Here is a 21,360-nt window from a genome sequence, read left to right on the forward strand (position 1 = left end):
ACAAGGTTAAATTAATGTCAGCAACCCAACTGATAAACTCGTGGGATGTGATTTACTAGAGCGCTCGAACCGAAGTAGCCGAAGGTGTTTTTTCTAGAACTGACTGTGTAGTAGTGGTTTGTTCTGTCCTGCTTACCTGTGTTGCCTCTGATGAACTAGAGACTCTTTGGGGAACACAATCGCTGTAGACAATTTCGTCGTTAACCTCAATGAATGCCTCATTACCTTGGATTGCAAAAGTAGTATCGCCATCGGAGTAGCGAGTTCCTGAACCAGATTCGGTTTGAGATAGCACGAGTGTTTTGTCTTCGCTCAAGGTGATTTCTACGCGCTCTGGTAAGAACTCTGCCTGGAAGATTTGCCCATCACTGCATTGATAGGTCACGATTGTCTTTTGTATTGTCTCTTGTGCGATCGCAGGAAGAGCGGTAACACCCATTGCTAACGGCACAGCTAACAGACCCAATTTGATGTTTTTCATGAGTTGCGTACTCCAAGAAGCCTATTATTTTTGTAACAAAAAGTAGTTAAATTATTCAGTTATTAAACCCTAGTTTACAAAAAAGCTATTTCAGAAATCAAGTTATTTTTTCTTGATTTCTCCTAAAAATTGATGACTTAGATGGTAATTTAAAAGTTAATGAGTTTGGATATCATATTCCCTCAATACGAACTCTATCTACGTATATAAACTTGGTTTCTCTCTTGAGGAGAGAAGCTATAAAATTACCAAGACTAAGTAGATTAACATTAATATTTGTCGTAGAGGTAAGGCAAGAGGTAGAAGGGAAGAGGATTTAACCCTCTTAATATTTGTCAATACACCTTGGTTTATTTGTGCCTACCTACTTAACTTGAGGGAATTCATGAGATTTTTGACAAAGAAGCTTAATTTAGATGGGTAGAAGACAATGGTTCGACTAAAATCATGGCAGTGGGCTGTATTAGCAACTCCAATCGCTACTATCGTCATTTTCTTGCTAATATCAGCAGGATTACAGATCCAGACGTGGGGTATTAGCTGGATCTGGGGTGTATTTATCCTTCTACTCGTAGGTTGGCGTTGGCTGCTTGTCCAATGGACTCGAACTACGGTAGAGCAGATAGAAGCCGTTATGGCACAAGTCAGCGAAGAACTGGAATCTTCAACAGAGGAAGCCGTAGAGTTGAGGGTCGAGAATGATCCCACAAAACAGGTAGAAACTGCACTCCGGGAGATTCTGGAAAAAGCACGGAATGATTTACCTATTTGGGAAGACTGGCAAGCCTTTTGGCAGCGATGCCAGAGTCTGGTGGTAGCGATCGCAAAAGTTTACCACCCTGAAGTAAAGTACCCCCTGCTCAATATCTATATTCCCCAAGCTTACGGGCTAATTAGGGGAACAGTAGATGACATGGATCAGTGGATGCAGAAGTTATCCCCTGCTCTAAATCAGCTCACGGTTGGTCAGGCATACCAAGGCTATGAAGTTTATCGTAAGCTGGAACCATCTGCTCGTAAACTGTGGCAAGTCTGGAACTGGGCACAGTGGCTTCTCAATCCCGCTGTGGCAGTGGCAAACCTCACTAGCCAGCGTTCTACTGACCGAGCAAATCAGCAACTGCTGGTGAATTTGAGCCAATTGCTCCGGGAAGCAGCCCTAAGAAACCTGTGTCGGCAGGCAGTTGCTCTCTACGGTGGCAGCACACTGCCTATTGCAGAATTTTCCACTGCCACACCAAAACTCCCCCAGGCAAAGAGCCAAACCCTGCGAGATATCTTAGCTCAAGCAGAACCCATCGAGGCGGTTGAACAGAAACCAGTCAATATTTTGCTGATAGGGCGAACTGGAGCCGGAAAAAGTAGTCTGATTAATACACTATTTCAAACAGACAAAGCCGAAGTAGATGTGTTGCCCAGTACCGATCGCATTCAAAATTACCATTGGCAGAAGCAAACTGGAGAAACACTTACACTGTGGGACACGCCAGGTTATGAACAAGTCAATCACCCAGAGTTACGGGAAGTTGTGCTTGACTACGCCAAAAACGCCGATCTACTGCTACTGGTCACCCCAGCCCTCGATCCTGCCCTGCAAATGGATGCAGACTTCCTCAACGATCTGAAGGCGGAAGTTACGGATCTACCTGCGATCGCCCTCGTCACTCAAGTGGATCGCCTACGTCCTATCCGTGAGTGGGAACCGCCCTATGACTGGCAATTTGGTGAGCGAGCCAAGGAAATTGCTATTCGGGAAGCGATCAAGTATCGTGCTGAGCGTCTGGATAACTTCTGTGCCCAGGTGTTGCCCGTTGTAACTGCTGAGCTGAAAACTGGTCGGGTTGCTTGGGGTGTGGATGCCCTATCAATGGCACTAGTAGAAGCGATCGCTCCTGCCAAGCAACTTCGCCTTGCCCGCTTTCTGCGGGATCTAGAAGCTCGCACCGTCGCTGCTGCCAAAATTATTGACCACTACACCTTCCAAATGGCGACAACTCAGGGGCTAGCTGCACTACTCAAAAGTCCGATTCTTCAGTTCCTGTCCACTTTGTCCACTGGATCGCCGGGTCTGGCCTATGTGCTGGCCGAACAAATTCCCCTAGAACAGTTGCCAGTAGTTATTGGCAAGCTCCAGATGGCCTATGATTTGTTTTCACTTCTAAGTCCAGACAATGCTAACCTGCGTAACTTCGACCTGCTCTCCCTCTGGTCATTACTGCTAGAAAACCCCGCCTCACCGGATCGCAACGCTTGGGCTTTTGGCCATGCTCTAGTCGAGTACTGGACTCAGAAGCTGACGGTTGAACAATTACGGGAACGGTTTGAGGGCTATCTGGAGCAGATTTAAAGAGATTTTCTCTAGTCCAGTTTCAAAGAGTTTACCGGTACTTCATCCCAAGAACTCACAGTCCTCAGACGCGCCACCCAGCCAGTTGACTTTTGTACGTCAGTCAAATTACTTTCAAAAGACTTGTGGCAATCCTTTGCTTGGTCTTCATTGCAACAGGCAATGCAGGAATAGATCAAACCTGAAGGATCGATTTGCTCATTCACCCAAATTGTCATACATCCCTCCCTCTCAACCTGAGACACATCAACGCCGAGACATTTTCTATATAGCAATCCTAGATGAATTGCGAGAACTACATATTCTATCTCTGTTCCATCTGTGATTAATTTCTCTACTCAATCATTGAGGATTGCCAGACTTAATTACTTTTTAAAACGCTGGGCTGACCTAATGCAAGAGAAAAGACATACTTATTGACGATTGATCAAAATTCGCAACACTCTAGCCATCTTAAACCCATCTCTCCAACAGGTTAATTAGTAAAGTTGAGGGCTGCTAGTTGGGCAAGAGCATCACCTCTAAGTTGGCAAATTCGCCAATCCGGTAACACTGATGCTCCTATTTTAGGATAAAAAGAAGTTGCTAGTGAGTTTTCCTTGCTTACCTGCAACTCTAACCGCCCACAGCCCCGCATAACTGCTAACTTAGCCAAGTAGACTAAGAGTGCTTGACTAAGACCACGACGCTGAAATTTTGGCGAAACACATAAGTCATTAAGATAAAGTCCTGGTTTCGTCAAAAACGTTGAATAGTTGTACAAAAAGGTTGCAAATCCTACAATTTCTCCTGCTTGTTCTGCCAGTACAGCTTCAGCATGAGCTGAGTCACCAAATAAATGCTCCTGGAGTGCTTGCATAGTTACAGGGAAAGCTTGAGGTTGCTGGGTAAACTCAGCTAGGCTTTGCATGAATTGCCAGAGAACTGGCAAATCTTTTGCTACTGCTGTACGTAGCTGCCACAAACATCCACCACCGGTCAACTGAATTAGTGAATTACCAGTGAGGCGACAGATTCGTGCTTCCTGCGAAATTGAAGCTCCCATGCGGTGATAAAAAGCGATCGCAGGTTCGTTCCAATCTAAAACACTCCATTCTAAAACTCGACCTCCACGCTGAAGCGCTAACTGAGCTAGGTATCCCAAGAAGGCTTTACCAATACCTTTGAGCCTAAATTCTGGGAGAACGAATAAGTCTTCTAGATAAATTCCTGGCTCACTGAGAAAAGCCCCATATTTGGGAAAAAATAGAGCAAAGCCCACAGCTTGACCGCCAGATTCGCTAATAATCACCTCTGCATAAGCTGAGGAACCGAATAAATGCTTTTCTAGAGCTGCGGTACTACCTGTAACTGCGTGGGAGAGATTTTCGTACTCTGCTAACGCTTGAATTAACTCGAAAATGATTGCTACGTCTGTAGGTCTTGCTGGTCTTAAAATGAACTGGGTCATCTTAAGCTCTTTTGCTGGCTTTTTTGAAAGTCATTTAGTCTTGAAATAGTTTCTTTTGTCGCGTTGCGCGTTAAAGGAAAAGGGAAAAGTAACAGATTCTTACCTTTTGACCCTTTGCCTTTAACCTACCAAGGTTAATTAAGTAGCTCACTGCCGATAACTTGCCTAGTTCAACCAACCTTTCAAGCGTCGAGCAACCTGAGGACGGCGCAGCTTACGCATCGCTTTGCTCTGAATCTGACGCACGCGTTCACGAGACAGATTGAACATGCCGCCGACTTCTTCCAGGGTATAGGGTTCGCTACTAGCCAAACCGTAGCGTAGAGAAATCACATCTTTTTCTCGCTCAGTCAGAACGTCGCTCAAAACATCCCAAATCTCTTGGCGCATCATGGATTCACTCATCTGAGCTTCAGGCAAGCGCAAATCGTTGTCTTCCAGTAAATCCAGTAGTTCCGTATCTTCTCCTTTGCCCACTCGATGGTTGAGAGAGAGTGAGCGGCGACGCAGTTGTAATAACTGACGTAGATTACTCGGAGAAATTTCTAGTGCTTCAGCCAATTCCTCTTCGTTAGGATTACGCTTTAGTGTTTGCTTAAGGTCGCGTTGGGCTTTTTTAAGCTTATTGAGTTTTTCGACTATGTGGATTGGTAAGCGAATTGTTCGAGCATCGTTAGCAATTGTACGGGTAATTGCTTGGCGAATCCACCAATAGGCATAGGTAGAAAATTTATAGCCTTTGTCGGGATCAAATTTCTCAGCGGCGCGGTTTAATCCTAGGGCTCCTTCTTGAATTAAATCCAGGAAAGGAACGCCTCGGTTAAGATACCTTTTGGCAATTGAGACGACTAAGCGCAAATTGGAGCGAATCATCTTTCGCTTGGCTACACGGGCACGATACAGGCGAGTTTCTAACTCCCGTGGCGTTAGATTTAAGGCATCGGCAATTTCTATTTTTGTCGGAGTATGACCTAACTCCTGCCCCAAGTTTTCTTGCAGTTCATTGGTTACTACTAAGAACTGGACGCAATTAGCTAATTCCACTTCTTCTTCTGGTTTCAATAGTGGGTAGCGTGCCATTTCTTTAAAGAAAGCACCCACAGTATCATCAGAGTTAGTTTTGCGGTATCCAGATGAACTACTTGCTGCTAAATCCTCGTCAGAACCAGAAAATTCTACTTGCACAAGATGTAGGTCATTTTCTTCTGTCTCTACACTTTCAAGGTTAGAAAAATCCGTATCTTCTGTAGACTGGAGATTATCTGCTGGGTTTAATTCGACAATATTCATAGCTAGCTTTGACTTGGGAGTGTAAAAGGAATTTTGAGAAAGTTGCCTTGATTAGGCTGGCACCGCATCAGTAGCCAAAAATCTGCTTTTCTTGATTTGAGTTTTGAGTGACAAAAGTGGTTGTTTTTAGAGAATATCAAAAGTGTCAAGAGGTTGCTTGAGCTGGGGAGTTTTCTCCCAATCCTCAAAAGTTTGTTGCACAACTTTGGAAAATACTGATTCTAAGGCTATATAACAAATTTGGCTAGTTGTTACCCTAATCACAGAAAACTGAACGAGAGTGGTGTATCCGTAAAGAAAAAATAAGGACAAATTAGAAAAAGTCAGAGCGACGCTTAGTTAGATAGCCCCTGGGATTCTCCAAGAAAAATGGAGCGTAATGAAAATACAAAAATCTCAACAAATAACCTGACCTGTAGGCTCCATAACTCCTGATTAATTTTTTTGAAACTGATTGTTCTAATTAATTTGGGCTACTAAAGTAGAGTCTCATAAATTGTCAAGGTTTGGTCTCTATCGATAGTGGGAAAATAAGGATACTACCGACATGGTAGATTCTCAGAGGAAGCGAGGGAATTACTCCAAGACAAGAAAAGGATTGGCAATAACAGGCTATGAGTTTTCTCTATACTTGATACTTGAGTTAGCTAAAATTAGCTAGTTCCGATGCGCCGTTGCCGACGACATCGTAATAATTTTTGGTGAGTGTTGTTCGCTATATGTCTGATTACCCCTTGGGTCTAGTACTGGCTGAGCCTGGAGCGCCTTATTGCTCTGATTCTGAGCAAAAACAGTGGGTTAAAGTACTCGTTGATTGCCCGGGAATCCAGGGGCTATTTACCTACCGACTACCGCCAGACATGTCAGCCAACCCTGGAGATGTTCTCAGTGTGCCGTTTGGGACTCAACAACTGGGGGCAATCGCCATTGAGATAGTAAATTCACCACCACTAGAGTTAACCCCCGATAAAGTCAGGGAAGTTGAGGATGTGATCAGTGCCGGCTTTTTTCCAGCTTCCTACTGGCATTTACTGAAAGTAATATCCCGCTACTATTATACACCCTTAATTACCGTAATTAGAGGGGCATTACCGCCCGGTTTACTGAGGCGATCACAACGGCGAATTAGACTCCAACCTTCAGTGATCCCCGAAGGTAGTGAAGCCTTTATCAGTCCGACGGCTCGTCAGTTGTTGCAACTGCTGGTATCTCAAAGCGAAGGAGACTATAGTTTTTCTTACCTCCAACGACAGGTTCGAGGTGCAGCTAGAGGTTTGCAGGAGTTACTCAAACGCGGCTGGGTAGAAAGTTATCTCGAGCACCCCAAACCCTCACGCCCTAAGCTACAAAAAGCCGTGACACTGGTTGCAGATATTTCTAGAGCCGATCTCACTGAGCGGCAAAGGGAAATCTTGGAAATACTCAAGCGTCGCGGTGGTGACTTATGGCTTAAAGAACTCTTGCAAATTTGCCATACCACTTCTTCAACCATCAAAACCTTAGAACAAAAAGGCTATGTTGTTCTTCAAGCAAGAGAAGTCTTGCGGCAGACAACAGAACCCGCAGTAGCAGGAGATACGCCCAAAGAATTAACCGCAGCACAGGCTGAGGCATTGCAGGTAATCACAGCCCTTGATGGCTTCGCTCCAGTACTATTGCATGGGGTTACAGGTTCTGGGAAGACTGAGGTATATTTGCAAGCGATCGCACCTATTTTGGAACAGGGAAAGTCTGCCCTCGTCTTGGTGCCAGAAATTGGTCTAACTCCCCAACTAACTGACCGTTTCCGCGCCCGTTTTACCAGCAAAGTCAGCGTTTATCACAGTGGCCTCTCCCACGGCGAACGCTATGATACTTGGCGGCAGATGCTTACAGGTGAACCACAGGTAGTAATTGGTACTCGCTCGGCTATTTTTGCTCCCCTACCCCATCTAGGTTTAATTATCTTGGATGAAGAACACGACTCCAGCTTCAAGCAAACCCAAATATCTCCTACCTACCACGCCCGTACCGTAGCTCAATGGCGTGCAGAATTAGAAAATTGTCCCCTGATTCTTGGTTCGGCAACCCCTTCTTTGGAAACATGGAAAGAATTGAAGGTAGATGGGGAAAACAAAACGCAACTTGCTACTTCCTATTACCTCTCTTTACCGGAACGTATTCAAGCACGGCCAATGCCTCCGGTAGAAATTGTTGATATGAGGCGCGAGTTACACCGAGGAAATCGGTCAATTTTTAGCCGCACGCTTCAAGAAGCCTTGCAGCAAATGAAACAGCAGGGGAAACAAGGCATTTTATTTATCCAGCGCCGGGGACATAGTACTTTTGTCTCTTGTCGCAGTTGTGGGAATGTTTTGGAATGCCCTTATTGTGATGTCTCGCTCTCTTATCACTACACTCACGCAGGGGCCACTCAATCCTTGCGGTGCCACTATTGCAACTATACACAAGTGCATCCTAAGACTTGTCCTAGTTGTGGTTCTCCCTACCTCAAATTTTTCGGTAGTGGTACTCAGCGCGTTACCAATGAGTTAACAGAGCAGTTTCCTGAGTTGCGTGTAATTCGCTTTGATAGTGATACCACCCGTACCAAAGGAGCACACCGCACACTGTTAACAAGATTTGCCAGCGGCGAAGCTGACTTGTTGGTGGGCACGCAAATGCTGACTAAGGGGTTAGATTTAGCTGAGGTGACTCTAGTTGGCGTAGTAGCAGCCGATGGACTATTGCATATGGGTGATTATCGGGCCGCAGAACGAGCCTTTCAAACACTAACTCAAGTGGCCGGTCGCGCTGGTCGTGGTGATGACCCTGGTCAGGTAATTATTCAAACTTACTCCCCAGAACATCCCATCATTCAAGCTGTGCAGCGTCACGATTATCAGTCTTTTACTGAGACGGAACTGTCACAACGCGCAGAATTGGACTATCCTCCCTATGGACATTTGGTTTTATTACAGCTAAGTGGTCTGGATTCTGCTGAAGTTGAGAATGTAGCCGACAACTTAGCAGATATGTTGGCCGTTGCTCAGTCAGATTATGAAATCTTGGGACCAGCACCGGCCAGTGTGATGCGAGTGGCCCGTCGCTATCGCTGGCAGATTTTGCTTAAGTATCCTCCCCATGTGCCTGTGGAGTTACCGAACTTGGAGCAGTTACGAGCAGTTTGTCCCAAGGGTATTAGCTTTGCTATTGATGTAGACCCACTGAATATGATGTGATTAGGTTTGAAAAAAGCCAGTTAACACCGATAATTATCAAATATATCTAGGTTGATCTGCGGTTGTAAAAATCTGGATCTCTGAGTGATATACAACAAGAAAAACCTAAAAGAGAGAAGCTTCTATGAATAAGCAAAACAAAGGGTTACTGTTACTATTAAGCTCTATTCTGGCGATTATGTTGGTTGGTGTAGTCTTTTTGATCAGATCACCTGCTACTAGTGCAAGTTATGTTGATTTCCAATCCTCTAACAATTTTCCTCGGGTGGTTGCAGAAGCAAAAAGCGATCGCTTTGAGGCAGTTTTAGCTTGTTTGCCTAAACAACTGGGAAATACCAGTGACCAGGATTTTAAGGAACGATTCAAGCAAGCTTTGAATGAAATGGGTAATGATCAGCTAGAGCGAGTTTTTAATACCAAAGACAATCCCAAGCTAAGTGAGGCGGAAATTCAGTTCCAGAACTGCCTTAGAGAAAAAGGTTTTATTCCTCAGCTGTAAAGAGTTGACTTTTAGCATCTTAACAGTAGGAGCTAATATCTTCTACACCTTGCTCTGCTAGGTAACAAAGGGCGCGAAAACGTAGACAAACTAATTGCTCGTAGAAAGGATTCAACTTACATAAAGGCGGAATCTGGGCAATTTTTCTACCAAAGATACAGATATCTCTAGCAAAGGGGCATTGTCCCGGAATCAATTTGGCGATGCTGCTGGCTACTTTTGGGTGGTTAATTTCAATATTATCCAGCCACTGACGTATGGGGTTGAGTAAGTCAAAATTCAACCTCAATGGTTTGAGATTAGCTGAGAGATATTCAGTTTGAGATGTCTGATTGTCAAAGGAGTAGTTGTTGTTCAGTTGTTCGGTATTGAAGCTGTACATGGTTTAATTCCCGATGTCTGATGTGTTACTAGCTGTATGTTTATAACCTAGCCTTATTTGATAAGGTTTGGGATATAAATTTCTTTTATGATTAATTAGTACAGCTTAAGCATCATTCTGGAATCAGCAGCTAAGATTGCAGCTACACCATTTTTCAACTGAAGGAACGGCATTTTGGGGCAGACAACAGTTTGCCTCTTGTCTTAATCTCCGGGCGCGGTAGTGGAGAGTTTTAATTTTTCCAAAAGCTATACTAAAGTTGCGAATTTAGAGCTGCCAAACCTCATCTTCTGGGACAAAGAAGTTCGTGCCTCCGCATCAAAGGTTAAAGGTTAAATGAAAGACTTTTTTATCAGCTATAACAGCCACGATAAACAATGGGCTGAGTGGATTGCCTGGACTCTAGAAGAAGCAGGGTGTACTGTTATCCTTCAAGCATGGGATTTTCGACCTGGTGGCAACTTTGCATTAGATATGCAAAAAGCAATGACTGGGACAAAACAGACGATTGCAGTATTGTCGGAAAATTATCTTAGAGCTAAGTACACACAGTCGGAGTGGGCAGACGCATTTGCACGAGATCCGCAGGGTAGAGAACGAACACTCATTCCTTTGCGAGTAGGAGAATGTCAACCGCAGGGATTACTTAAGACGACAGTGTACGTAGATTTAGTGAACTTGTCTCCGGAAGAAGCGGAGACTACATTATTAGCCGCTTTTCAGGAACGTGCTAAGCCGACGACAAAGCCGACATTTCCGGGTAGTGTAATCTCTACTGAAGAACGAGCAGTGCCTAATCCAGTTCAGTTTCCTGGTGAACCAATAACACAGCAGAATTTCAACACTGGCGTTAACCAAAATTCTGTCACAGCCAAGAAGTATCAAAATAATTATGGAGTAACTGATACTTTGACACCAGCGCTATCACCAAACAATCAAGCTATCAATGTTTTCATCTGTTACTCTGAAAAAGACAAAAAACAGCTAACTAAGCTAGACACAAACTTTAGTACTTTCGAGAAACAAGGTTTAGTTAGAATTTGGCATAAAGGCGACATTAAAGGAGGGCAACGTCCGTCAGATGAAATTAACGAAAATCTAAACTCAGCTCGTATAATTCTACTACTTGTTAGTCCGCGTTTTATTGCTGATCCTAGTCTTGAATCTCAGCGTAATCAGGCAAGGAAAAAAGAAGAAGCTGGAGAAGCTATGGTTATTCCTATACTTCTCAGTAAAGTGGCTTTCTATGACAGGCAATGGTTCAGCGAATTCCAGCATTTACCAAGGAATGGCAAACCTATAAGTGGTGGAGGTTGGTCAAATCAGGATGAAGCTTTTTACACCATTGCCGAGGAATTTGGTGAAATAGTTGATGAAATAACTAGTAGATAAGCAAATATTGAAGCAATAGTAACCAAAGCTTTGCAGTACTTGCTCAGCCGTGCTGTGAGAGGAAATTAAACTTTTTAATCACCATATTTAACTCTTGACTTCATTAAGAAACTCTACCTATGACTTTCTCAACGATATATAGCAAAAACGTTAAAATTTTCTTTGCTTACTCTGCAAAAGATGAAAGAATGCGGCAAGACTTAGAAGAACACCTATATCATTTGAGCGCACTTGGCGTAGAGACTAAATGGTATAACTACCAAAATGAAAGTCAAAATGAGCTTGTTAGATACTTAGATACAACTAACTTAATTATACTGCTGGTTAGTCCAAGCTTTATGCATGAATTTAGTCGGAATGAACCTTATTGGAAGGCTCCGATTCAGCTAGCAAAAGAAAAGAATGAACAGCCAGAAGTCCCCCATATACCTGTTCTTCTTCGTCAAGTTGATAATTGGCAGAGTACTTTGGGAGATCTTGCTCCCTTGCCTATTAATGGCAAAGCTGTAAATGAAACAAGGTTTTGGGCAAACTCCGATGAAGCGTATGTGGCAATTTCTCAAGGTATTGGAGAAATTGTTAAAAACCTGAAAGATTATAGGAAAAAACTTCAGCAATATGAGCAATATTTTCATGAAGCAATTCAGCGAGAGTACCCTTTGAGCGAATATGATCGCGAATGGTTAAATAATTTTAAGCTCACCAATAATCTCAAAGATAGGGATACAGACTTAATCGAAGAAGAGTTCCGGCAAAGTTCACAGAAATACAAGCAGTATCTTATTTCATTTTTAGAAAAATTTTTAAGAGCAAGATACAGTATTTCTTTAGGAAAAAGGCAAAGTATTTTGATTGTTAGTGTTGTAGTTGTTTTCCTTTCTCTAGTTGGATTAGTAAGTAGATTACTCATAGCTAGCCCAAATAAGCAACAACCAGGAATCAACACAGCCAAATTTAATAAAATAGCAAATCTAATTCTAATACCAAGCACAAATGATGAAGGCTGGATTTTTCTAGGTATTGTCAACAAATCCTCGCCTCCTATTTACTTTGAAGAGCCTTTAGTAAGTGGCTCCAGTAATATTAACGTGCCTTTTATTCCCAACGTAGAGACTGAAGTTACTGTTACACAGAATGTAGAATTGAGGAAAAATATGCCTCAAAAACCTAACTTTAATGCTAAAGAACAGGAATTTTTAGGTAAACTAAAGTCTGGTGAGAAGATTATTATTCGCAAAGTAGAGACTTTCCTAGACAAAAATTCTACACCACCTGTTACTGAGGTTTGGGCTGAAATTAGTAGATGTGGAAACACATGTAATTAGATGTAAATTTAGGGCAGGAGTGTACTATGCCTGATAAACTAAATTAGAATTGCTTTACTATTGAAGCGATCGCTTTTCTGTTGCAAGAGCCTTTTACTAGTGCGATCGCTAAATTAGCAAAGTTATTAAAATTAATGATTAATCATTAAATATCTTGCAAGATACTCAACAATAAACTCTCTATTTCATGATTCGGATCTAACACCTGAGCAACTGCACTCAACTCAACCCACTGCCAGCTATCATATTCAGAGTTTACTAGTTGTAGTTGCTCTTTTTCTTGCTTATTTAGTTCTGCTTTGTAAGTTAAATTAACACTATGCAAACCCCGTTCTTGAGGTTCCTGAGAGCGTCTTGCAAAGCAAGTAGAGTAAACATTAACATACTCAAACCGCTCTACCTCAAGATTGAGACTAGCTTCCTGAAAAGCTTTCCTTTTGACTGCATCTTGGGGGTTTTCACCAGCAAACATTCTACCACCAATAACCCACCAACCTTTGTTAGGATATTGGTTTCTTTTACCTAACAAAACCTGCTTTTCAAAGGTGAAAACAACATCCACACAAGTAATCACCAAGTAATCTAGCGCTAGGCTGTAAATTTCAGTAGGTAAAAAACCATCTTGGTTAATTCGTCCTGATTCTTTAAAATGAAGTACTCCAGACTTTACTGGATTAGGCAACTCTTTAGGTAATTCTGAGGATTTCATTGCTTATCACCCTTTTGTTTTGCCTAAGATATCAGAGTTGATCACAATTGCCAATCCCAACTCTGAAACCTATAACAATATTATTAGATTTTCAAGCAAGAGGGACAAGAAAGACAAGGGAGAGGTATTAGCATCTCATTGAAGATTGCTATACTGAGCAATATTTTCTATCCTCTTTACCAGATTCTGACTATAACAATCCTTAATTAATTAATTAATTGGCAAAACTGCATGTTTCATCTCTTTTCTACCTTTGTCGATCTGTGGTAGATTTTTCTATTCAATCATTGAAAATTGGTAGATGTTAAAAATTATCTAAAAGATGCAGTTGACCATTGGCTTTGCTATTCGCTTCTGCCATTTTACCTGATTGCTGCTTCTCTTCTCCCGACTCTTCCTCAGTACCAGCTAACTCTAACCACTTCTCTTCATAACCATCAAGGAGGCGTTTTGCCGCTTCCATCATCTCACCAGCAATGTCTCTTAAATCTTCCCGATTATCTAGATAAGTGTTAAGAGCATCCATCGGATTAATAGTGCTGCCCACACCCAGTTCTGGTAATCGGGGACGCGCCAACTGAGAAATCAATTCGGGGCGAATAGTGTAACTGTGAGCCTCACTCAAAGATTGGTGTACAGTGGCATTATCGATCAGATCTAATTGTTCAGAACGCAGTTTGTAAATTAGCCGTACCACGGCATTTTTAATATCTTTTTTGCTGATAGTTTTTAGTAACGTATCTTGTGGATCAACTGCTTCAGAAAGATTAACTTCAATAGTAGCAAAAGATCGTACTGGCAAGGGACAAAATCCCCACTCAGCACGACCTTTTTCTAACTCAACTAGTACATAACCCTTGTCTTCTTTTTCTTCACTAAAATCTACTCGCTCAATGCTGCCAGGGTAGATAATAGGTGGGTTATTAGATTGGTTAAGATTCTGGTGTCGGTGGACATGTCCTAGTGCCACGTAATCAAAACAGGGTCGTGTCAACATGGAGACGGGAATAGTGAAGCCTTTGCCTACCGCCAGGAAACGTTCTGCTCCTAGTGTGGCATGGTCTGCCATCAAGTGGGCCAACAAAACAGTCGGTACTTCTGGATCAAGACGCCGGATTTCGCCTTCTAATACCGGGTTAAGTCGTTGGGTGAGTAACTCATTGACCTCAGCAAGACTTAAACCTTCCGTTTCCGGGCGAGTCAGCAGGGCAGAGTTAGTCAGCCAGGGCAAGGTAATTATCTGTATTTTGCCGCTGCGGGTGGCAATAAAATGAGTTTCGATGCGGTCACCAACGACAAAACCAGGCACTCCTAAGGTACGATAAATACATAAGCTAGCACCTCCATGACCTTGTGAGTGCTGGTCGTGATTGCCTACAAGCAAAACCGTAGGAATTTGGGCATCTACTAAGCGGCGAAACTGGCTGGCAAAGGCTTCTTGAACATAAGGTGGTGGTGTGGCGTCGGGAAAGGCATCTCCCCCAAACAGGACAAGATCTACAGGTTCTGCGATCGCTCGGTCAATACATTTAGTGAGTGTATTAACGAAATCCTCTAATCTTGTGTTCACGCCAGTGGCTGGGTTGATGCGCCCGTGAGAGAAACCACTGCCCATATGGATATCAGACAGGTGAAGAATTTTAATCATTGCTCTTGTGTCTTGTCTTGCTGATTTTCACCATTAGTGGCAAAGATTACCCTATCTAATGCTTGGCAAATAACTTCCCGTTGCTGGGCATCGTATTCCCAACGCTGGAGGAATGCTTTGTAGTTGCCTTCCCCTGTCACCGCACTTTCCCTTAACTGCTCAGCCTGTTCACGTAGCTGAGGAAGTTCAACCTTTTCAATTAGGTGAGTGGTGCGTAGTCGCACTCTGTCAGAACCTTGAGCCATCTCTTCATTATTATCACGGCGGTGAGCCACTGCCATTGCGGCTGACATTGCCAAGTTTTTCACCAACAACCCAGCGACAGTTTCGGGGGAAGACTGTAGTGCTTGGATAATTTCTGGCGAGGGATGATCGGCTAAAGTGCCCTCAGAGGTGAGGTAAGTGGCAAAAAAGCCTCTCGCACTTTCCTTGCTCTTGACTAAAGAAGCGATCGCTTCGGCTGCTTCAGGCTGTGATATGTCACCTGCTGCCATTTGGTTTACCAGGGATTGGGCGAAGGAAATTGCGTCCTCAAAGGTTACTTCTTCTGGAATATTCATAGATTTTACTTCTATAATTTAGTTTCTAAACTTACAATTATAAAACTATTTATACTCATTTTGTACGTAAAATATCTTTCATTTAGTCCAACCCCTCAATATTTATTAAAATGCAGTCATTAAAAAAAATAACTTGTTTTTGCCGAATAAAATATCAACTAAATTCTCTACTAATAAAGCCAAACTCGAACCATATATTAATTTCAAAGCTTGGATAGTGCTTATTTAAAATTGAGTATCATAATATCTCCTTGAAGCAATTTATTTTTTAAGTGTAGACTCAATAAAATCAAGATTCAGTTAGCTCTCCAGCATTCAAACTAACAAATTATCCTTCAGCTAACCTATTCTGTGTCTGCTTAGTAGGCAGCTTTTGAGGTCAAGTTTTGAGGTTGAGTGTTAACCGCTAACAGCTTTTTTTGAAAAAATCTCCTGGCAGAGAAGATGACTAGACAAAAGAAACGCAAATATCGAAAATTGAGATTTGCTCTACGGGTGCTGCGCCAATCCCTATCAGTGTTTCGCTACAGCAGACGAGCCTTGGACTTAGTCTGGACTACCAACCATACCCTAACATTGGTGCTGGCAATCCTTACTCTGGTGGCAGGTTTGTTACCCGCAGTAGTAGCTTACCTTGGCAAGCTAATTGTGGACAGTGTAGTTGCGGCTTCCCAGTCAGGACTAGCAATTGACCGTGGAATGGCCCTCGGTTACGTGGGACTAGAAGCGATCGCAGTAATCCTGCTAGTCGGCACCCAACGAGGTCAGAGTATCTGCCAATCACTGCTACGGGTGCTGCTGGGTCAAAGGGTAAATGTCTTAATTCTAGAGAAGGCGCTAACACTAGATTTGGCTCACTTCGAGGACTCAGAGTTTTATGACAAGATGACTCAAGCACGCCGAGAAGCATCTAGTCGTCCCCTTTCATTGGTTACGCGAACTTTTGGACTAATTAGAGATGCCCTTTCGCTGATAACTTACGGAGGACTACTGCTAGATTTTTCCATCTGGGCCGTGATGGTGTTGGTCGTAGCTGCCATTCCTTCCTTTATCGCCGAGACTCGCTTCGCCGGGGAAGCCTTCCGCCTCTTCCGATGGCGCTCACCTGAAACCAGGCAACAGTTTTATCTAGAAACTTTGCTGGCCAGGGAAGACTACGCCAAGGAGGTTAAGCTATACCAACTTGGTCCAATGATGCTGCAACGCTACCGTAACATCTTTCGCCAACTTTACCGCGAAGACCGCGATTTGACCATACGTCGAGGATTTTGGGGCTACTTACTAGGTTTGCTGAGTACCACCGCATTCTACGCTATCTATCTTTGGATTGTGGTAGAAACTATTGCTGGTAATATTTCCCTGGGAGATATGACCATGTACCTGGTTGTCTTTCGGCAAGGACAGTCTACCTTTTCTGGTGTGCTCAGTTCCATTGGCGGCATGTATGAAGATAATCTCTACCTGTCTAATCTCTACGAATTTTTAGAACAAAATGTCCCTCAACCCATGGGAAAGGCTACTGAAGCCGTGATCCCAGGAGATGGTATTCGTTTAGAGAATGTCCACTTTACCTATCCAGGAAGTTGGCAACCCGCTCTTAAAGGCATTTCTCTGCACCTCAAGCCAGGAGATAAACTGGCAATTGTTGGTGAGAATGGTTCGGGAAAAACCACGCTAATTAAGCTGCTAACTAGGCTGTATAATCCTGATTCGGGGCGCATTCTTCTCGATGGTCTAGATTTGCGGGAGTGGGATATTGATGTCCTGCGCAGACGGATTAGCGTTATCTTTCAGAACTTCGTTCGCTACCAGTTCAGTGTGGGGGAAAATGTTGGTGTAGGGGATGTAGACCATTTTGAAGACAAGCAGCGTTGGCAAGTTGCCTCTGCTAAAGGAATGGCTAAACCCTTTATTGAATCAATGCCAGAGGGTTTTGAAACCCAGCTAGGACGCTGGTTCAAGGCGGGACAGGAACTCTCTGGCGGTCAGTGGCAGAAAATTGCCCTCTCGCGAGCTTTTATGCGCAGTGAGGCTGATATTTTGGTGCTAGATGAGCCAACGGCGGCAATGGATGCGGAAGCTGAGGCAAAGATATTCGAGCATTTCCGCACAATTACTGAGGAGCAAATGGTGGTGTTAATTTCTCATCGCTTCTCAACTGTACGGATGGCAGACAAAATTGTGGTGATGGCGGCAGGAGAAATTATTGAGCAGGGAACTCACGAGGAGTTGCTACAGCTGGGAGGACGCTATGCTCGATTGTTCTCAATCCAGGCGGCAGGATACCAGTAGAATGTTGCACACACGACACGGAGAGAGGACAAAGAGACAAGGGTGGTAAGAAGTACAAGAAAGACTGTTTTGTTTGTTTTCTAGTATGCCCAACTACTTGTGTTAAAAATAAAAATCCCCGTCTGAGTTTTGCATTCAGGCGGGTACAATCTCTGAGCTTCTCAGCCCTAGTAGAGATAAATTTTCTAGAGTCAAAGAACTATTTTTTTAGAGGATGAGAACAAAAAACAGCCACGGTTTAGCTATTGAATTTATTTCTTGCCAGTGACATCTTCTACTAGTTCTTTGGCATTTTCTACTAAGCCCTGATTCGGTTGAGATTTTTTGTATTCTTTATATTCCTCTTCATACATTTCTTCTGTAGCTCCCTTAGGGTTTTGCCTAATTTCCTTAGTTTCTTCCTCGTAAACAGCTTCTGGATCTTTTACTCCTAGCTCAGTATCAGTTAATTTAGTCTGTGACAGGGTATTCAAATTTGTATCCGGTAAGGCTAAAGCTGCTTGATTGGTAAAAACCAATAAACCCGATAAGCTCAGCAAACTGGTTAAACTTATAACTAAAATGCTTTTGTGAAAAACTTGTTTGATTACCGAAAAAAACTGTTGCATTCTAATCTCCTTATTTTTTCCTATTGGACTCGACAATATCTAAAATCATCTCTGAATCTCTAAGAAACTCAGATCGAGCTAAATGACATAATACGGGTTTGCTGATAAAAGTTACTTCTGTCGGAAGATATATATCGATCTAGCCTCGCTGCGAGTTGCTGATACTGTTGCTATCCAACCTCAAGGAGATAGGGCAATTTCTGATCTTGAAATTTAGACCCTAACAATAATACGAAAACACCCCACAATCTAGAGATTTTGGGGTTAGATAATATTACTATGACAATCCTAAATAGGTTGTGCAAAAATAGCGTAGTCGTAAAGTTTATCCCTTTAAAGCTGTTAACTTACTGTCGATAGGTGCTTGATTTGTCGAGGTATTGGCGGCATCGACTAGATTATCTCCTTTAACCGTATATTGACTGATCAATAATTTATGCTCTATGTCACCCTCCTCAATTTTGCTATTACCTAGATTTTTTTAAAGCTTATATTTTGGTTTTAGATAACTAGTCTTAATAATTTTTAGCTACGAATTTATCTAATTATCGAGTAATAAGTAGGTGGGCTTAATTAAGCCCACCTGCTTACCAATTTTATTAAAAAGTACTATATTTCTACCCTATTCTGCTTAGTTGTAGGGTGAAGAAAACTTAATATTAAAATAACTAAAATAAATGGCGCGTTAGGTGTACACATAGGTTGATTTTTCAACCAATAGTAATAACAATGTACCCTAATGCGCCTTTAGGTAGATAACAACTTAGAAAAAGTTACCGCCGAAAATATTTTTCGGATACCTGATTAGTGATGATGGTGAGCATGATCATGATGATGTTCGTGATGAGATGCTTGTACTGAGCTTAACTGGGGATCAACTGATGTTGCCGTTTCTGCTAACAGTGCTTCAATTTGAGGATTTGCCCAATCACCTGCCATTCTTAAGAAGTCTGGGTGATCGTTGACACAAGCCATCTGAACATAGGTGACATGGGGACTCCGGTGCTCTAGAGCATGGATGATGTGATGGACATCCAGCAGAGTTTCATGATTTTCTGTAGCAAAGCCAATAGGCATAAAGACTATTGCTGTTGCACCCAAATCAATTAGGTTCTTAGCTGCTAATTCAGCGTTAGGCTGAGTCCACTTAATTAAAGGTGTTTGGTGGTTGAGCCAACCCACTGAAATTAGGGGATACTTGTACATTAGCTTCTCCCTGACTCGCTCGTAAAGTGCTTGACTCTCAGCTATGCCAGAGACAAATCCTTTTGCCTCGTGGGGACAGCCATGGTTCATCAAGACGATGCCAATCTGTGAAGGAAGGTGTGCTACTGCTAAATCTCTAGCGATCTTTTCTTCAACTAGTTGAGCAGTCAGATTAATGTATTCTGGTTCATCGTAGAAGGAAGGGATATAGCGCAATCCATTAACCCAGTGCTCACTGGTATCGGCATCAGTCAGGTTAACTAAAGCCTTGTTTACTTGCTCAACGGCAATACCGCTAGTAAAAATGGAATCGACAACTAGGAGGGGATAAATCAATAGTTTGTCAAAGTTTTGAGCTTTAACTTCTTCGAGTACTTGCTCCGGCAGAAAGGGAGCGCAGAAGTTGAAAGCCTTAAAGACTTGGACGCGATCGCCCCACTTTTCTTGTAGGCGTTTTTCTATACCTGCTCGTTGCTCCTCAAAAATTTTATTATGAGGTGAGATAAAATTGTTGTGTTGGTGTCCCCATTCATGGAAATCAAAGATTGCCAAAAGCTTCGCTAGTGGAGGATAGATCCAAGTGGGTACGGGCGCAAACTTGGCAGTGAGTAAGTTTAAAGCTTGTTCGTTGTAGTTAGCAAAGTCTTCGTAGCTTTCGACTTCGCCGTAGCCCATGAGTAAGACAGCAACGCGATTATTATCGCTACTGGTAGAAGAGCTTGCTTCTTGTAGTTTTTCAGGAGTGGCAACCACTTTGCGTTCCTACGAATAGATTGAACTTAATTGACTGGGGCTTCTTAGCATTTTTGTCAGATGCACCCCAGTTATTATCTAGCGTAACATCCCCCATGGGGGGACAGCCTGAAGTTCAGAAAAATCTTGAAGGAACCACCAATAAATGAGTTCTGTGTAGATCTGAATCTATTGATTGATAGCGATATAGTGTCTAAAGCTAAGAATAGTGACTCTTCTGAGGCTGGTACTCAGACGATAGGAATAAACTGTCCATGGTGTGACTCCACTTACGAAAGGGGCAATGATCAAACCTTTAGCAGCACGGGGAGTAATTTCCTAGCAAGAAGCTATTAAATAGCTCCTCAGATTGAGTATTTACTCAAAAAATAAGAGGAGCTATAAGCCTAATTATATAGGTCTTTAAAGCGATCATGAACCTAAGCAGTTTAGCAAAATATGTCTTAGGCTGAAGAGGGGTTTGAATCCAGTCCCCACTGATGTTTGAGGAAGTGCTTGTAGAAGTTTTCCTTATGGAGCATTTGCTGGTGTAATTTGATCAAAAGCTCTTGTGCTTGTTCACGAGATAATAGTTTTGTTTGGTCAGCAAAACTTCTTAGTTGGAATTGTTGCTCTAGAGATAATTGCATTGGTTGATTCATAATTAACTCCTTTTAATCAGGTGATGGACAGCAATTTAGATGTAAAGTAACTTACCATTGCTGGTTACTCGAAACTTGATGAGTTTAGGCACTTTTTCTTTGTTGTTCCCAGCTCCCCTGCTCTACCTGCCCACTAGGTAATAGTGTCCAACCAGCGCATCTTAACTTATGAAAAGTTGCGTATCCTTTGGAGCCATTAGCTATCGGGTAGTCCGGTGCAGCATATTGTGGAAAGGCTGTGTAAGGTTGCCATGGTTGACCAAGCTGAACACGTAAGTGCAAGACTTTATTACCCTCAGTTCCTCTTAGAGACAGCCAGCACATTTGTTTAATCATAGGTAATTCCTTCAGTCAAAAAAAGAAAAATTTTGCAGGTTAACTATACCGCTAAGTGATGAGCAATAAGGATTAACCTAACACCACTAACAGCACTAGAAAAAAGAGGAATTCATTGTATTTGTTTAGTTATCATGTCCTTAAGCGTCTGATAGGAATAGATAGTAAAAACAGTAACCTTGGAAGTATTATTATTCCTTCTTTGGGAAAATAGCGGTAA

General features: G+C 42.6%; 18 protein-coding genes and 1 pseudogene. 6 read left to right on the plus strand and 13 right to left on the minus strand.

Translation table 11 applies throughout. The features are described from left to right. Positions 1-55: 55 nt before the first annotated feature. Positions 56-481 (minus strand): MliC family protein, encoded by a 426-nt coding sequence (locus tag ACT7WV_RS19370; protein WP_445104461.1) that lies wholly within the window; start codon positions 479-481, stop codon positions 56-58. A gap of 430 nt (positions 482-911) precedes the next feature. On the opposite strand from ACT7WV_RS19370, the gene ACT7WV_RS19375 reads away from it, so the two are divergent. After that, a complete protein-coding gene (locus ACT7WV_RS19375) occupies positions 912-2,828 on the plus strand; it encodes a GTPase family protein (RefSeq protein WP_445104462.1) in 1,917 nt (638 codons plus the stop codon). Between the two features lie 11 nt (positions 2,829-2,839). Here the strand turns inward: ACT7WV_RS19375 and ACT7WV_RS19380 are convergent, their stop codons facing one another. The 4 genes and pseudogenes from ACT7WV_RS19380 to ACT7WV_RS19390 form a co-directional block, all read right to left on the minus strand. After that, the gene (locus tag ACT7WV_RS19380) at positions 2,840-3,046 is read right to left on the minus strand and encodes a glycogen debranching protein (RefSeq protein ID WP_445104463.1); all 207 of its coding nucleotides are present in this window, start codon (positions 3,044-3,046) and stop codon (positions 2,840-2,842) included. Between the two features lie 257 nt (positions 3,047-3,303). After that, complete coding sequence (locus ACT7WV_RS25895; protein WP_463424278.1) at positions 3,304-3,738, minus strand: N-acetyltransferase family protein; 435 nt, start codon at positions 3,736-3,738, stop codon at positions 3,304-3,306. A gap of 60 nt (positions 3,739-3,798) precedes the next feature. Further along, positions 3,799-4,278 (minus strand): annotated as a pseudogene (locus ACT7WV_RS25900) (N-acetyltransferase family protein); the annotation flags it as partial. Between the two features lie 165 nt (positions 4,279-4,443). Further along, positions 4,444-5,568 carry an RNA polymerase sigma factor, RpoD/SigA family gene (locus ACT7WV_RS19390; protein WP_445104465.1) on the minus strand — a complete coding sequence of 375 codons (1,125 nt, stop codon included), beginning with the start codon at positions 5,566-5,568 and terminating at the stop codon, positions 4,444-4,446. A gap of 719 nt (positions 5,569-6,287) precedes the next feature. On the opposite strand from ACT7WV_RS19390, the gene priA reads away from it, so the two are divergent. Together priA and ACT7WV_RS19400 are read left to right on the plus strand one after the other, a co-directional pair. Continuing rightward, the gene (gene priA / locus ACT7WV_RS19395) at positions 6,288-8,789 is read left to right on the plus strand and encodes a primosomal protein N' (RefSeq protein ID WP_445105693.1); all 2,502 of its coding nucleotides are present in this window, start codon (positions 6,288-6,290) and stop codon (positions 8,787-8,789) included. Between the two features lie 124 nt (positions 8,790-8,913). After that, positions 8,914-9,288, plus strand: coding sequence for a hypothetical protein (locus ACT7WV_RS19400; RefSeq protein WP_445104466.1), 375 nt, complete (start codon positions 8,914-8,916; stop codon positions 9,286-9,288). A gap of 19 nt (positions 9,289-9,307) precedes the next feature. On the opposite strand, the gene ACT7WV_RS19405 is transcribed toward ACT7WV_RS19400, so the two are convergent. Next, entirely contained in the window at positions 9,308-9,670 is a 363-nt protein-coding gene (locus tag ACT7WV_RS19405) for a Mo-dependent nitrogenase C-terminal domain-containing protein (protein ID WP_445104467.1), read from the minus strand. Positions 9,671-10,006: 336 nt separating this feature from the next. Here ACT7WV_RS19405 and ACT7WV_RS19410 point away from each other — a divergent pair, with 336 nt between their 5' ends. Continuing rightward, positions 10,007-11,062, plus strand: a complete 1,056-nt coding sequence (locus ACT7WV_RS19410; protein ID WP_445104468.1) for a toll/interleukin-1 receptor domain-containing protein — start codon at positions 10,007-10,009, stop codon at positions 11,060-11,062. 119 nt (positions 11,063-11,181) lie between these two features. Continuing rightward, positions 11,182-12,387, plus strand: a complete 1,206-nt coding sequence (locus ACT7WV_RS19415) for a hypothetical protein (protein ID WP_445104469.1) — start codon at positions 11,182-11,184, stop codon at positions 12,385-12,387. Between the two features lie 145 nt (positions 12,388-12,532). Here ACT7WV_RS19415 and ACT7WV_RS19420 read toward each other — a convergent pair whose 3' ends face one another. From ACT7WV_RS19420 to ACT7WV_RS19430, 3 genes are all read right to left on the minus strand, one after another. Further along, a complete protein-coding gene (locus tag ACT7WV_RS19420; RefSeq protein ID WP_445104470.1) occupies positions 12,533-13,096 on the minus strand; it encodes an NUDIX domain-containing protein in 564 nt (187 codons plus the stop codon). Between the two features lie 304 nt (positions 13,097-13,400). Continuing rightward, a complete protein-coding gene (sbcD, locus tag ACT7WV_RS19425; RefSeq protein WP_445104471.1) occupies positions 13,401-14,744 on the minus strand; it encodes an exonuclease subunit SbcD in 1,344 nt (447 codons plus the stop codon). Continuing rightward, positions 14,741-15,304, minus strand: a complete 564-nt coding sequence (locus tag ACT7WV_RS19430) for a hypothetical protein (RefSeq protein WP_445104472.1) — start codon at positions 15,302-15,304, stop codon at positions 14,741-14,743. The genes sbcD and ACT7WV_RS19430 overlap by 4 nt, the downstream gene beginning before the upstream one ends. Before the next feature lie 444 nt (positions 15,305-15,748). Between ACT7WV_RS19430 and ACT7WV_RS19435 the strand changes: the two genes are divergently transcribed. Beyond that, on the plus strand, positions 15,749-17,596 hold the full coding sequence (locus ACT7WV_RS19435; RefSeq protein ID WP_445104473.1) for an ABC transporter ATP-binding protein: 1,848 nt from the start codon (positions 15,749-15,751) through the stop codon (positions 17,594-17,596). A gap of 251 nt (positions 17,597-17,847) precedes the next feature. Here ACT7WV_RS19435 and ACT7WV_RS19440 read toward each other — a convergent pair whose 3' ends face one another. The 4 genes from ACT7WV_RS19440 to ACT7WV_RS19455 form a co-directional block, all read right to left on the minus strand. Beyond that, positions 17,848-18,204 (minus strand): hypothetical protein, encoded by a 357-nt coding sequence (locus ACT7WV_RS19440; protein ID WP_445104474.1) that lies wholly within the window; start codon positions 18,202-18,204, stop codon positions 17,848-17,850. An 804-nt stretch (positions 18,205-19,008) separates the two neighbouring features. After that, the gene (locus tag ACT7WV_RS19445; RefSeq protein ID WP_445104475.1) at positions 19,009-20,163 is read right to left on the minus strand and encodes a ferrochelatase; all 1,155 of its coding nucleotides are present in this window, start codon (positions 20,161-20,163) and stop codon (positions 19,009-19,011) included. Between the two features lie 443 nt (positions 20,164-20,606). Continuing rightward, the gene (locus ACT7WV_RS19450; RefSeq protein ID WP_445104476.1) at positions 20,607-20,804 is read right to left on the minus strand and encodes an NblA/ycf18 family protein; all 198 of its coding nucleotides are present in this window, start codon (positions 20,802-20,804) and stop codon (positions 20,607-20,609) included. Between the two features lie 84 nt (positions 20,805-20,888). Continuing rightward, positions 20,889-21,140, minus strand: coding sequence for a hypothetical protein (locus ACT7WV_RS19455; protein ID WP_445104477.1), 252 nt, complete (start codon positions 21,138-21,140; stop codon positions 20,889-20,891). Between the last annotated feature and the right edge of the window lie 220 nt (positions 21,141-21,360).

The organism is Symploca atlantica LB2515 (assembly GCF_052546295.1).

Excerpts from the sequence above, each read along its gene's own strand:
- ACT7WV_RS19380 (WP_445104463.1), bottom strand. The coding sequence starts at position 3,046 with ATGACAATTTGGGTGAATGAGCAAATCGATCCTTCAGGTTTGATCTAT.
- ACT7WV_RS19430 (WP_445104472.1), bottom strand. The coding sequence starts at position 15,304 with ATGAATATTCCAGAAGAAGTAACCTTTGAGGACGCAATTTCCTTCGCC.
- ACT7WV_RS19440 (WP_445104474.1), bottom strand. The coding sequence starts at position 18,204 with ATGCAACAGTTTTTTTCGGTAATCAAACAAGTTTTTCACAAAAGCATT.
- ACT7WV_RS19405 (WP_445104467.1), bottom strand. The coding sequence starts at position 9,670 with ATGTACAGCTTCAATACCGAACAACTGAACAACAACTACTCCTTTGAC.
- ACT7WV_RS19400 (WP_445104466.1), top strand. The coding sequence starts at position 8,914 with ATGAATAAGCAAAACAAAGGGTTACTGTTACTATTAAGCTCTATTCTG.
- sbcD (WP_445104471.1), bottom strand. The coding sequence starts at position 14,744 with ATGATTAAAATTCTTCACCTGTCTGATATCCATATGGGCAGTGGTTTC.
- ACT7WV_RS19415 (WP_445104469.1), top strand. The coding sequence starts at position 11,182 with ATGACTTTCTCAACGATATATAGCAAAAACGTTAAAATTTTCTTTGCT.
- ACT7WV_RS19370 (WP_445104461.1), bottom strand. The coding sequence starts at position 481 with ATGAAAAACATCAAATTGGGTCTGTTAGCTGTGCCGTTAGCAATGGGT.
- ACT7WV_RS19420 (WP_445104470.1), bottom strand. The coding sequence starts at position 13,096 with ATGAAATCCTCAGAATTACCTAAAGAGTTGCCTAATCCAGTAAAGTCT.
- ACT7WV_RS19410 (WP_445104468.1), top strand. The coding sequence starts at position 10,007 with ATGAAAGACTTTTTTATCAGCTATAACAGCCACGATAAACAATGGGCT.
- priA (WP_445105693.1), top strand. The coding sequence starts at position 6,288 with ATGTCTGATTACCCCTTGGGTCTAGTACTGGCTGAGCCTGGAGCGCCT.
- ACT7WV_RS25895 (WP_463424278.1), bottom strand. The coding sequence starts at position 3,738 with ATGCAAAGCCTAGCTGAGTTTACCCAGCAACCTCAAGCTTTCCCTGTA.
- ACT7WV_RS19455 (WP_445104477.1), bottom strand. The coding sequence starts at position 21,140 with ATGATTAAACAAATGTGCTGGCTGTCTCTAAGAGGAACTGAGGGTAAT.
- ACT7WV_RS19435 (WP_445104473.1), top strand. The coding sequence starts at position 15,749 with ATGACTAGACAAAAGAAACGCAAATATCGAAAATTGAGATTTGCTCTA.
- ACT7WV_RS19375 (WP_445104462.1), top strand. The coding sequence starts at position 912 with ATGGTTCGACTAAAATCATGGCAGTGGGCTGTATTAGCAACTCCAATC.
- ACT7WV_RS19450 (WP_445104476.1), bottom strand. The coding sequence starts at position 20,804 with ATGAATCAACCAATGCAATTATCTCTAGAGCAACAATTCCAACTAAGA.
- ACT7WV_RS19390 (WP_445104465.1), bottom strand. The coding sequence starts at position 5,568 with ATGAATATTGTCGAATTAAACCCAGCAGATAATCTCCAGTCTACAGAA.